This window comes from Xanthomonas sp. SHU 308 (genome assembly GCF_000364645.1).
Taxonomy (GTDB): domain Bacteria; phylum Pseudomonadota; class Gammaproteobacteria; order Xanthomonadales; family Xanthomonadaceae; genus Xanthomonas_A; species Xanthomonas_A sontii.
Map to the genome: position 1 here is coordinate 1 of NZ_AQOK01000494.1, position 11,929 is coordinate 11,929.

11 protein-coding genes and 1 pseudogene are annotated in these 11,929 nt (G+C 69.7%); 9 read left to right on the forward strand and 3 right to left on the reverse strand.

Annotated features, from left to right (window positions below; genetic code table 11):
• The first annotated feature begins 95 nt into the window (after window positions 1-95).
• From D588_RS0114875 to D588_RS0114905, 7 genes are all read left to right on the forward strand, one after another.
• Window positions 96-830, forward strand: a complete 735-nt coding sequence (locus tag D588_RS0114875) for a M23 family metallopeptidase (protein ID WP_232764306.1) — start codon at window positions 96-98, stop codon at window positions 828-830.
• A gap of 67 nt (window positions 831-897) precedes the next feature.
• Window positions 898-1,287: a GntR family transcriptional regulator gene (locus D588_RS0114880; protein ID WP_017916551.1), complete on the forward strand. Its 390-nt coding sequence runs from the start codon at window positions 898-900 to the stop codon at window positions 1,285-1,287.
• Window positions 1,253-2,194 carry an ABC transporter ATP-binding protein gene (locus D588_RS0114885; RefSeq protein ID WP_232764305.1) on the forward strand — a complete coding sequence of 314 codons (942 nt, stop codon included), beginning with the start codon at window positions 1,253-1,255 and terminating at the stop codon, window positions 2,192-2,194. Before D588_RS0114880 ends, D588_RS0114885 begins: the two co-directional genes overlap by 35 nt.
• Window positions 2,191-3,564, forward strand: a complete 1,374-nt coding sequence (locus D588_RS0114890; protein ID WP_017916553.1) for a hypothetical protein — start codon at window positions 2,191-2,193, stop codon at window positions 3,562-3,564. Before D588_RS0114885 ends, D588_RS0114890 begins: the two co-directional genes overlap by 4 nt.
• A gap of 76 nt (window positions 3,565-3,640) precedes the next feature.
• Window positions 3,641-5,245: a peptide chain release factor 3 gene (locus D588_RS0114895; protein ID WP_017912942.1), complete on the forward strand. Its 1,605-nt coding sequence runs from the start codon at window positions 3,641-3,643 to the stop codon at window positions 5,243-5,245.
• 109 nt (window positions 5,246-5,354) lie between these two features.
• The gene (locus tag D588_RS0114900; RefSeq protein ID WP_017912941.1) at window positions 5,355-6,026 is read left to right on the forward strand and encodes a hemolysin III family protein; all 672 of its coding nucleotides are present in this window, start codon (window positions 5,355-5,357) and stop codon (window positions 6,024-6,026) included.
• 52 nt (window positions 6,027-6,078) lie between these two features.
• Window positions 6,079-8,034 (forward strand): AsmA family protein, encoded by a 1,956-nt coding sequence (locus D588_RS0114905; protein WP_017916554.1) that lies wholly within the window; start codon window positions 6,079-6,081, stop codon window positions 8,032-8,034.
• Between the two features lie 154 nt (window positions 8,035-8,188).
• Here the strand turns inward: D588_RS0114905 and D588_RS0114910 are convergent, their stop codons facing one another.
• The 3 genes from D588_RS0114910 to mtgA all read right to left on the reverse strand — a co-directional run bounded on the left by D588_RS0114910 (window position 8,189) and on the right by mtgA (window position 10,533).
• Complete coding sequence (locus D588_RS0114910) at window positions 8,189-8,617, reverse strand: CBS domain-containing protein (RefSeq protein WP_026143740.1); 429 nt, start codon at window positions 8,615-8,617, stop codon at window positions 8,189-8,191.
• The gene (locus tag D588_RS0114915; protein WP_017916555.1) at window positions 8,577-9,599 is read right to left on the reverse strand and encodes a glycosyltransferase family 2 protein; all 1,023 of its coding nucleotides are present in this window, start codon (window positions 9,597-9,599) and stop codon (window positions 8,577-8,579) included. Before D588_RS0114915 ends, D588_RS0114910 begins: the two co-directional genes overlap by 41 nt.
• A 190-nt stretch (window positions 9,600-9,789) precedes the next feature.
• Window positions 9,790-10,533, reverse strand: coding sequence for a monofunctional biosynthetic peptidoglycan transglycosylase (gene mtgA / locus D588_RS0114920; protein WP_026143741.1), 744 nt, complete (start codon window positions 10,531-10,533; stop codon window positions 9,790-9,792).
• A gap of 81 nt (window positions 10,534-10,614) precedes the next feature.
• Here mtgA and D588_RS0114925 point away from each other — a divergent pair, with 81 nt between their 5' ends.
• Window positions 10,615-11,508: an Hsp33 family molecular chaperone HslO gene (locus D588_RS0114925; RefSeq protein ID WP_026143742.1), complete on the forward strand. Its 894-nt coding sequence runs from the start codon at window positions 10,615-10,617 to the stop codon at window positions 11,506-11,508.
• A 115-nt stretch (window positions 11,509-11,623) separates the two neighbouring features.
• Window positions 11,624-11,929: pseudogene (locus D588_RS0114930) on the forward strand (hypothetical protein); the annotation flags it as partial.

An 11,929-nucleotide genomic window follows, 5' to 3' on the forward strand; every position in this document is an offset into this window, starting at 1 on the left:
TGGTCCTATCGCTGGCGGCAGCGACCGCCGCGTTCGCGCAGCCGTTGCTGCGCTGGAACGCGCCGCGGCCCGTGGCGGCACCGGCGCCGGCCTGGCTGCAGGTGAGCGCCCGCGACAGCGGCCTGCGCGAGGTCGCACTGGGCAATCCGCTTGGCGGTCCAGTGCAGATCCGCCTGCTCGGCGACAGCGCCGGCTTCACCGCCGTCCCCGCGCTGCCGCTGACCGTGGAGCTGGCCGCCGGCGAGCGCCGCGTGGTTGCGCGTCTGTATCCGTCCGGCGACCTGGCCGAGACCGACGCTGGCGACGCCCGGCTGCGCATAGAGGCGGTGCCCGGCTCGCCGCGCGCCCATGCCGACCCGGCGCTGTACGCCCTGCCCTTCGCGGATCGCCCGGTGCGCATCGACCAGGGCTTCGGCGGCGCCTTCAGCCATTGCGACCCGGCCAACGCCTATGCCCTGGATTTCGCCCTGCCCGACGGCACGCCGGTGCTGGCCGCGCGCGCGGGCGTGGTGATGGAGGTGCGCGACGACTTCCGCGAGTCCGGCACCGACCCGCGCCTGGGTCAGGCCGCCAATCTGGTGCGGGTGGTGCACGCCGACGGCAGCATGGCGATCTACGCGCACCTGGCCCCCGGCGGCGTGCAGGTGCGGGTGGGCCAGGCGGTGCAGCGCGGCGACCGCCTCGGCCTGTCCGGCAACACCGGCCTGAGCAGTGGCCCGCACCTGCATTTCGCCGTCCAGCTCAACCGCGGCCTGCGCCTGGAATCGGTGCCGTTCCGGATGGCCGGCCCGCTGGGCGAATTGCGCTTCGCCCACCCCGCCCCACCCTGAGCGCGCCGCCTACCGTTCGTCGGCAAACGCATTGACATTCGCCAAGTGTATTGATGTATTAATACATATGGATGCAACCCACCTCCACGTCCAACCCAGCGCCCCCGAGCCGATCTACCGGCAGATCGCCGAGCAGATCCGCCGCCTGGTCGCCGCGGGGCAATTGCGCCCAGGCGATGGTCTGCCCTCGGTACGCGAGGTCGCCGCGGTCCACGCGGTGAACCCGATGACGGTCTCCCGCGCCTATAGCCAGCTCGAAGCCGAGGGCGTGCTGGAACGCCTGCGCGGCCGCGGCATGGCGGTGGCCGCGACCGCCGCCGCACCGCAACGGCAGCGCCTGGAGTTGATCGAACCCCGGCTGCAGGAACTGATCCGGCATTGCCGCGAACTGGGCCTACCGGCGCCTCCCGTGATCGAACGTCTTGAACAGTTGTTTGGAGAACCTGGCGATGAGTAGCGTGGCGATGCAGAGCGCAATCCAGACCGATCTGGACATGGACCTGCCGCTGGCGGCGCACGACCTGCACCTGGCGTTCGGTGCCAGCGACGTGCTGCGGGGCGTGGGCCTGCAAATCGGGCGCGGCGAAGTGGTCGGGCTGATCGGCCGCAACGGCGCCGGCAAAAGCACCCTGCTTGCCTGCCTGCTGGGCCTGCTGCAGCCGCAGCGCGGCCAGGCGCGGGTATTCGGCGGTCCGGCGCTGCGACTGGACGATGCACGCAAGGCGCGCATCGGCTTCGTGCCCCAGCAGCCCCAGGCCTTCGGCTGGATGCGCGTGGCGGAACTGCTCGCCTTCGCCGCGCAGCTCTATCCGCACTGGGACGCGCAGCGCGCCGACACGCTGCTGCAGCGCTGGGAACTGGACCGCCGCCAGCGCATCGACACGCTTTCGCCCGGCCAGGCCCAGCGTCTGGCCCTGGTGCGGGCGCTGGCGGCGCGGCCGGCGCTACTGGTGCTGGACGAACCGGCCTCGGCGCTGGATCCGGTGGCGCGCCGCGACCTGATGCGCGAGATCGTCACCGAAACCTGCGATGCCGGCACCACCGTGCTGTTCTCCAGCCACATCGTCAGCGACCTGGAACGGGTGGCCTCGCGCGTGGCGTTCCTGCACCAGGGCCGGCTGCTGCTCGACCAGCCGCTGGACGAACTCAAGGACAGCGTGTTGCGACTCACGCTGCCGCCGGCCGCCGCCGCGCTGCTCGGCGACGCCGTGCTGCGCGGCGAACTCGCACGGCGCCGCAGCGCCGACGGCGGCACCGCCGTGCTGCTGCACGCCGGCGAACCGCCCTCCGCCCTGCTCGGCGTGCCCGGTCTGCGCATCGACCGGCTCGGCCTGGAGGACCTGTTCATCGAGGTGGCGGGATGAAGCGCCTGCTCGCCGATCTGCGCCTGCTGTACGCGGCATCGGGCAGGACCCGATGGGTCTACCCCTGGGTGATCGCCGCGGCATTGGCCCTGACGTGGGTCGACAATCCACCATCGCCGCTGGTGCTGACCTGCCCCATCGTGCTGCTGCTCTGGGCACGACTCGGCGCACGCTTGCTGAGCCTGCTCGAGCAGGCGCATCGCCTGCGCCTTCCGGGGCTGCGCAAACGCTTCGCGCGCCTGTTCGCACTGGCGGTGGCCGGCACCGTGCTGGTGCCGGTCCTGCTTTACACGCCGCGCGGCAGCGATCCCAGCCTGACGGCACCGACACTGCTGCTGTGCGCGTCCGGCGGGCTGCTGCTGGCGACAGCGCCAGCGTGGTCCAGTACCGCACTGCTGTGTCTGCCGCCCCTCGGCTTCATGCTGCACTACTGGGTCGGCGTGCCATTGGACGCGTACCCGCGCAGCACCATGCTGGCCATCGCTGCAGCGTGCGTCGCGGGCGCGACGTGGGCCTACCGCCGCGCCAGCACGCCTCGGCCCGTCGCGCTCGCGCCCTGGCTGCGTCCGCTGTGGATGAACCTGCAGCCGCGCCTGCCCGGCGATGGCGCGATCAGGCAGGTGGTCGCATCGCAAACCGGGCGCCGTGGGTGGATGCAGGGCATCGCGCGCCCCAGCGTTCCCTCGGGCCTGCACGGCGCACCGGAACGCGCCATGCGCTTCGCACTCGGTCCAGGTTTCGCTCCCGGCAGCGCGGCCGGCACCGCGCTGGCCGTCCTCGTCATGCCGTCGCTGGTGTTGCTGTGGACGCTGCTGCTGGTGGGCACGCAATCGCCGACGCTGCCGCTGATCCTGGCCAACGTCATGGCCAACCTGTCCAGCGCGAAGTTCCTGCAACGACTGTGGCTGTGGCGCAAGCACGGCAACCTCGGCCTGATGGAAAGCGCCCTGCTGCCCGGCCTGGGCGCACCCGGGCAGATCGGCACGCTGTTCAACCAGGTGGTGCTGAAATGCGCGATCGCGGCGATGCTTCCGTGGCTGTGCCTGTCCTGGCTGCTCGGGCTGCTCAGACACGCCCCGACCGCCTACTACCCGCTGACGGTGTCGATCACCCTGACCGGGACCCTGCTTGCCAGCACCGTCCTGCTGGCCTGCTTGCGCTGGCCGCGCAGCGTGTTGGCGCTGGTCGTGGCGCACTGCGCACTGACGCTGCTGGGCGCCATCAGCATCGGCCAGGTCGGCCTGCCCCGCGCGGTGGCACCACACTGGCTGGCACCAGCCTGGAGCCTGCTGCTGCTCGGCATGGTCATCGTCTACAACCTGATGGCACGCCAATCCAGCAAGCGCCCGCACCCCTGGCTGCTCAACTGAACGGCCGTAGCGGGAAGCCCGCTATAATCGCGGGCTTCCTCCGTTGCCGATGACGCCCCTTGCGGGCGTGCCGCCCATGTCCGAAGTCGCCACCGAAGCTGCGCGCCGCCGCACCTTCGCCATCATTTCCCATCCCGACGCCGGCAAGACCACGCTGACCGAGAAGCTGCTGCTGTTCGGCGGGGCGATCCAGATGGCCGGCTCGGTGAAGGGCCGCAAGGCCGCGCGCCACGCCACCTCGGACTGGATGGCGCTGGAAAAGGAACGCGGCATCTCGGTGACCTCGTCGGTGATGCAGTTCCCGTACGAAGGCAAGATCATCAACCTGCTCGACACCCCCGGCCACGCCGACTTCGGCGAGGACACCTACCGCGTGCTCACCGCGGTGGACTCGGCGCTGATGGTGATCGACGTGGCCAAGGGCGTGGAAGAGCGCACCATCAAGCTGATGGAGGTGTGCCGGCTGCGCGACACGCCGATCATGACCTTCATCAACAAGCTCGACCGCGAGGGCAAGGATCCGATCGACCTGCTCGACGAGGTCGAGACCGTGCTCGGCATCGAGTGCGCCCCGGTGACCTGGCCGATCGGCATGGGCCAGCGCCTCAAGGGCGTGGTGCACCTGGTGACCGGCGAAGTGCACCTGTACGAACCCGGCCGCAACTTCACCCGCCAGGATTCGACCATCTTCCCGTCGCTGGACGCGCCCGGCCTGGCCGAGAAGATCGGCGAACAGATGCTGGCCGACCTGCGCGAGGAACTGGAACTGGTGCAGGGCGCCAGCCACGCCTTCGACCTGGACGCCTACCGCGCCGGCAAGCAGACCCCGGTGTTCTTCGGCTCCGGCGTCAACAACTTCGGCGTGCAGCCGCTGCTGGACTTCTTCGCCGAGCACGCGCCGCCGCCGCAGCCGCGCGCCACCACCGGCCGCCAGGTGCAGGCCGGCGAGGACAAGCTGACCGGCTTCGTGTTCAAGATCCAGGCCAACATGGATCCGCAGCATCGCGACCGCGTCGCCTTCATGCGCATCTGTTCGGGCCGCTTCGCCGCCGGCATGAAGACCCTGCACGTGCGCACCGGCAAGGAGGTCAAGCTGGCCAACGCGCTGACCTTCATGGCCAGCGACCGCGAGATCGCCGCCGAGGCCTACCCCGGCGACGTCATCGGCATCCACAACCACGGCACCATCTCCATCGGCGACACCTTCACCGAAGGCGAGTCGCTGTCGTTCACCGGCATTCCCAACTTCGCCCCGGAACTGTTCCGCCGCGCGCGCCTGCGCGACCCGCTCAAGCTCAAGCAATTGCAGAAGGGCCTGGCGCAGCTGTCCGAGGAAGGCGCCACCCAGTTCTTCCGCCCGCTGATGAGCAACGACCTGATCCTCGGTGCGGTCGGCACGCTGCAGTTCGACGTGGTCGCCTACCGGCTGAAGGACGAGTACGGCGTGGACGCCAGCTTCGAACCGGTGGGCGTGGTCACCGCGCGCTGGGTGCACTGCGACAACCCCAAGAAGCTGGAAGAGTTCCGCGAGAAGAACGCGATGAACCTCGGCATCGACGCCGCCGGCGAACTGGTCTACCTGGCGCCGACCCGGGTCAACCTGCAACTGGCGCAGGAACGTGCGCCGGACGTGCGCTTCGCCGCCACCCGCGAACACGCACACAGCGTGGCGGTGGAATGACCGCCATGTGACCGCGGGCGTGCGCCGGCTGAGCGCACGCCCAACCGGCGTCGCAGTGCGGCGCCGCAGCGGATGCGAACCGCTCGCAATTGCGCTACCGTGCGGACCCATGGATGCAGACCGGTCGCCCGCCTACTCGAACGCCGACGCGCAGCCTTCCACGGACTGGCGCGACGAACTGGCCAGCGCGCTGACCCACGGCCTCGGCGCCATCGCCGCGCTGGCCGGCGGCTCGGTGCTGATCACCCTCGCCGCCATCTACGGCGACGGCTGGCAGCTCGCCACCGCCATCGTGTTCAGCGTCACCTTGCTGCTGCTGTACGTGGCCTCGACGCTGTACCACGCCATCCCGCATCCCGGCGCCAAGGCGCGCCTGCAGATCTTCGACCACTGCGCGATCTATCTGTTGATCGCCGGCACCTACACCCCGTTCACCCTGATCGGCCTGCGCGGCCCGTGGGGCTGGGGCCTGTTCGCAGCGATCTGGACCATCGCCGTGGCCGGGGTGATCTTCAAGCTGTTCTTCACTGGTCGCTTCCGCCTGCTGTCGACCATCCTGTACATCGCGATGGGCTGGCTGATCGTGGTGGCGATCGAACCGCTGCTGCGCTCCGTCGACGCCTGGACCCTGGGCTGGCTGCTGGCCGGCGGCCTGTTCTACACCCTCGGCACGTATTTCTACCAGCGCGACACCGTGCGCTACTTCCACGCCATCTGGCATCTGTTCGTCCTCGCCGGCAGCGTCTGCCACTTCGTGGCGGTGACCGGCCAGGTGCTCTGAGACGGCCGATCGCTTTCGCACCCCGTGCACGGCGGCTGCCTAGGATGGCCGCATGGCTCGCGACCCCGCTTCCGCATCCCGCTCCTGGCCTTGGCGGCGCAACGACGGCCGCCTGCGGCGCTGGCCGTTCGTGCTCGGCGCGCTGGTGCTGCTCCTGCTCGTCATCATCCTGATCTTCGACTGGAACTGGTTCAAGGCGCCAGTGGAACGCGCGGTGCAGGCGCGCACCGGCCGCGCCTTCCATATCGACGGCAACCTCGACGTGGACCTGGGACGCATCGTCACCGTGCGCGGCGATCGCCTGCGCTTCGCCAATGCCGACTGGTCGAAGCAGCCGCAGATGGCCAGCGCCGACCGCGCCGAATTGGATATCGCGCTGTGGCCGCTGCTGCGCGGCCGCCTGCGCATCCCCGAGATCCGCCTGACCAAGCCCGATCTGCTGCTGGAAACCGGACCGAACGGACAGCCAGGCAATTGGGTGCTCGGCCAGTCCGAGGGCGGCCATCCGGTCGTGCTCGGCGCCCTGCTGGTACAACAGGGACATCTGCGCTTCCAGGATCCGGCCGGGCGCACCGAGATCGACATCGCCGTCGACAGCCAGGTCGGGCAGCGCCGCCGTGGCGATGCCGCCCCGCCGATCGCGGTCAGCGGCGACGGCCGCTGGCGCGGCAATCCCTTCACCCTGAAAGGCAGTACCGCCTCGCCGCTGGAACTGAGCGAGAGCGACCATCCGTTCCGCGTCGACCTGCGTGGCAGCGCCGGCAGCACCCGCGCGCACATGCGCGGCACCCTGACCAATCCGTTCCAGTTGCGCGTGTTCGACCTGCAACTGCAACTGGCCGGCACCGACATGGCCCATCTGTATCCGCTGCTGGGCATCGCCATCCCCTCCACCCCGCCCTATCAGTTGGACGGACGCCTGCAGCGCGACGGAGATCGCTGGCGCTACCAGGACTTCCGCGGCCGCGCCGGCGATAGCGACCTGGCCGGCACGGTGCAGATCGACACTGCGGGCCAGCGCCCGTTCCTGCGCGCCGACCTGCGTTCGCAGCGGCTGGATTTCGACGATCTGGCCGGCTTCGTCGGCGCACCGCCGCGCACCGGCGCCGGCGAGACCGCCAATGCCGAGCAGAAGGCGCAGGCAGCCAAGCTCGCCGCCACCGACAAGGTGCTGCCGTCCACCCCATACGACCTCGGCAAGCTGCGCGCGATGGACGCCGACGTGCGCTGGAAGGCGCAGCGCATCAATGCGCCGTCGCTGCCGCTGGACGACATGGATGCGCATCTGAAGCTCGATGACGGCGTCCTGCTGCTGCAACCGCTGAACTTCGGCGTGGCCGGCGGCGACCTGCGCTCGGACATCCGCATGGATGCGCGCAAGCCCACCCTGTTCACCCGCGCGCAGGTGTCGATCCGCGGCGTGCAGTTGGGCAAGCTGTTCCCCGACGGCAAACTGGCCAAGGAAGCGGCGGGCGCGATCGGCGGCGAGATCGCGTTGGCCAGCAGCGGCAACTCGATCGCGCAGATGCTGGGCAGCGCCGACGGCAACGTCGCCGTCGGCATGGGCAAGGGCCGCATCAGCAATCTGGTGATGGAGCTGGCCGGGCTGGATATCGCCGAATCGCTGAAGTACCTGGTGACCAAGGACCGCGAGATCCCGGTGCGCTGTGCGTTCGGCGACTTCGGCGTGCAGCACGGAGTGATGACCTCGCGCGGCCTGGCCTTCGACAGCACCGACACCCTGCTGGTCGGCAGCGGGACCATCGACCTGGGCCAGGAACGCCTGGACCTGCTGCTGAAGGCGCAACCCAAGGACCACAGCATCCTCGCCCTGCGCTCGCCGCTGCGCGTCGGCGGCACCTTCAAGGACCCGAGCTTCCGCCCCGACTTCAAGGCCCTGGGCCTGCGCGGCGCGATCGCTGTCGCCCTTGGCAGCATCGCCCCGCCAGCGGCGCTGCTGGCCACCATCGAGACCGGGCCGGGCAAGGATATTCAGTGCGGGCGGTGAAGCCGGGAGTGGGGAATCGGGAATGGGGAATCGTCAGATCAAGAGCGCATTGCGTGGTCTGACATCGCCAGGCGAATCACGCCCAAACGCATAACGCGGGATCCGCGCTCCTGCCTTTCCCATTCCCCATTCTCTTTTCCCGACTCCCAGCCCCTCAGCTCCTGATGTACTCCTGCAACTGATCCAGCTCCTCGCGCTGTTCCTCGATCACCGCCTTGACCAGGTCGCCGATCGAGATCACGCCGATCACGGTGCCGGCGTCCACCACCGGCAGGTGGCGGATGCGTTGCCCGGTCATGAGTTCCATGCACTGCTGCACGCTCTGCGACGGGTCGACGGTGTGCACCCTGCTGCTCATGATGTCGCGCACCGGCGTGGTCGCCGAGGAGCGGTCCTGCAGGACCACCTTGCGTGCGTAGTCGCGCTCGGACAGGATCCCGGACAGCTCTCCGTCCTGCAGCACCAGCACCGCGCCGATACCCTTTGCGGCCATCAGCCGCAGCGCCTCGATCACCGCCGTGTCCGGCGCGACCGCGTGGATCTCATTGCCCTTTTCGCTCAAGACCTGCCGTACCGTCCGCATCGCTGCCTCCCGGTTCGCTGGATCGCACGGCCGAGCATACTCCTTCGCCCGGTGCGCGCCAGGTCTCCACCAGGTACAGCGGACGTTGCTTGGACTCCTCGTACAGCCGGCCCAGGTATTCGCCGATCAGGCCCAGCGCGATCAGTTGCACACCGCCCAGGAACAGGATGACCGCCATCATCGTCGGCCAGCCGGCCACCGGGTCGCCCCACAGCGTCGCCTTGACCACCACCCAGATCGCGAACAGGAAGGCGCCCACCGCCGTCGCCAGGCCCAGGTAGGTGGCCACCCGCAACGGCGCGGTGGAGAAGCCGGTGATGCCGTCCAGAGCGAAGTTCCACAACCGCCACAGGCTGAACTTGCTGCGCCCAGCCAACCGCGGCGCACGCCGGTACGGCACCGCCAGGCGGCGGAAACCGATCCAGCCGAACAATCCCTTCATGAAGCGGTGGCGCTCGCGCAATTGCCGCAGCGCGGCCAGCGCGCGCGGCGACAGCAGGCGGAAATCGCCGGTATCGGCGGGGATCGGCGTCTTCGACAGGCGCCCGATCACCCGGTAGAACAGCGCCGCGGTGCCGCGCTTGAGCCAGCCCTCGCCTTCGCGCACCAGGCGCGTACCGTAGATATCGTCGTAGCCGGCGCGCCAATGCGCGACGAACTGTCCGATCAGTTCCGGCGGATCCTGCCCATCGGCGTCCAGCAGCATCGCCGCGCCGCGATCGACGCAGTCCAGACCGGCGGTCAGCGCCAGTTCCTTGCCGAAATTGCGCGACAGGCGCAGCGCGCCGACCCGCGGATCGGACGCGGCCAGCGTCTGGATCGTCTCCCAGGTCGCATCGCGGCTGCCGTCGTCCACGTACAGCACCCGCCCCTCCAATCCCGGCACGGCGTCGAGCGCAGCGACGATGCGCGGGTGCAACAGCGGCAGGGTCTGCGCCTCGTTGAACGCAGTGACGACGACGGTAAGACGTTCGGATTCCATCCGCGGATGGTACGGAGCGGCCTGCGGGTTCACCAGCAGTGGGCATCACCTGACGAGCCACTCCCTTCTCCCATCGGGAGAAGGTGCCCCGAAGGGGCGGATGAGGGTACGTCTGCCGCCGAACCCCACCACGCTCACGTGCCGGCCGTACCCTCACCCCAACCCCTCTCCCGGGGGAGAGGGGCTCAAGCTACGGCGCCTGCAGGTAGGCCGGGCCGCCCAGTTGCCGGGTCTGGCGCTGGATCCAGTTGGCGCGTCCCTGCACGTACGGGCCGGGACGCGCGGCGTTGTAGCGCTGCGGCGCCGGCAGCACCGCCGCCAGCAGCGCGCTCTGCGCCGGCGTCAGCTGCGCCGCGTCCTTGTTCCAGAAGCTGCGCGCCGCCGCCTGTGCGCCATACACGCCGTCACCGAACTCGGCAACGTTGGCGTACACCTCGAGAATGCGCTGCTTCGACCACAGCGCCTCGATCAGCACCGTGTACCAGGCCTCCAGGCCCTTGCGCAGCCAACTGCGGCCTTGCCACAGGAACAGGTTCTTGGCGACCTGCTGGCTGATGGTGCTGGCGCCGCGCAGACGCCCGCCGCGCGCGTTGTGGTCGCGCGCCTTCTCGATCGCATCCAGATCGAAACCGTGATGGCTTGGGAAGCGCTGGTCCTCCGCGGCGACCAGGGAGATCGGCAGGCTCGACGCGATCTGCGCGGTATCGCGCCAGTCGTACGCGATGCGGTACGACCAGTCGCCACTGGCCCAGGCGCCAAGCTGGCGCTCCAGCATCATCGCCGAGAACGGCGGGTCGACGAAGCGCAGCAGCAACACCTGCGACACGCTCGCCAGCACGAACAGCAACGGCGCCAGCAGCAGCCAGCGCCGCCAGCGCCTGGCCCGTGGACGCGCCGGCAGAGCGCCACTTGCATCGCGGCGCCCCGCCCCCATTCCTATGCTTTCTTCGATCTGGTCCACCGTGACGATCCACTCTCGTGCGGTCGCCATCTTCCCATGCGCAGCGAGGCCGCAATGCATTCTTCCGACGATCGTCTGACCCGCTTCCTGCTCCCCGGCGCCGGCGTGCGCGGCGTGCACGTACGCCTGCACGACACCTGGCGCGAGATCCTGGCGCCGGCCAGCTATCCTGCCGCGGCCACCGAACTGCTGGGCGAGGCCTGCGTCGCCGCGGCCCTGTTCACCGGCCATACCAAGGTCGACGGGCGCCTGTCGGTGCAGTTGCGCAGCCAGGGCGCGCTGCGCACCCTGTTCGCCGAGTGCACCGCCGCCGGCACGCTGCGCGGCATCGTCCAGTTGGGCGAGGGCCAGGACGCGCCGCGCGACCTGCGCGTGCTCGGCGACGATGCCCTGCTGGCGATCACCATCGAGAACCCCGGCCTGGACCCGCGCGAACCGCAGCGCTACCAGAGTCTGGTGGCGATGTCCTCGGCCGAGCTGGACGAAGCCTTCGAGGACTACTTCCGCCAGTCAGAGCAGTTGCCGACGCGGCTGATCCTGGCCGCCGACGGTACGCACGCCGCCGGCCTGCTGCTGCAGAAGCTGCCGGGCGACGCCGGCGACGAGGACGGCTGGAACCGCGCCGGCGCGCTGTTCGAGACCGTCGGCGAGGCCGAACTGCTGGCCACGCCGGCCGAAACCCTGCTGCACCGGCTGTTCCACGAGGAGACCCCGGAACTGCTCGGCGACCGCCCGCTGCGCTTCGGCTGCTCGTGCTCGCGCGAGCGGGTCGCGGCGATGCTGCGCTCGCTCGGCGAGGAAGAAGCGCGGGCGGCGGCCGAGGCGACCGGCCAAGTTGAGATCCGCTGCGAGTTCTGCGGCCGCCACTATGACTTCCCCTTGACGGAATTCGGAGTATTGTTTGCCGTAACGCAGGCTGAACCGACGTCCTCGGAGCGCTTGCACTAGCTGAAACGCGCGTCGCGACCGGGGAGTCCGACTTGTTAAAGAAACATAAACCCTCTAGCATCGACCACCCTGTCCGGCGGGAACTTTCGTGCCCGCCCCAAGTCTCAGATTGCTGATGCGACCCTTCCTGCGCCTACCGCTCGCCCTGCTGATCGCCCTTGCGGCGAGCACGGGCGCGCACGCGCAGAGCAAGCCCGCCACTGGTCACGACCGCACCGTGTTGCCGGTCTGGAACAAGGGCAGCGGCAAGGTCGAGGCGCTGCTGTACCTGGAGCCCACCGGCGAACAGGCGGTCGGCGCGCGCTGGCATTTCGGCCGCAACTCCCTGGATGCCGCGTTCGGCCTGTCCTCCGGCGACTCGCTGGGCCTGCTGTGCAACAGCGCCAGCGGCGGCAGCATCAGCGGCTTGGCCAGCCACTGC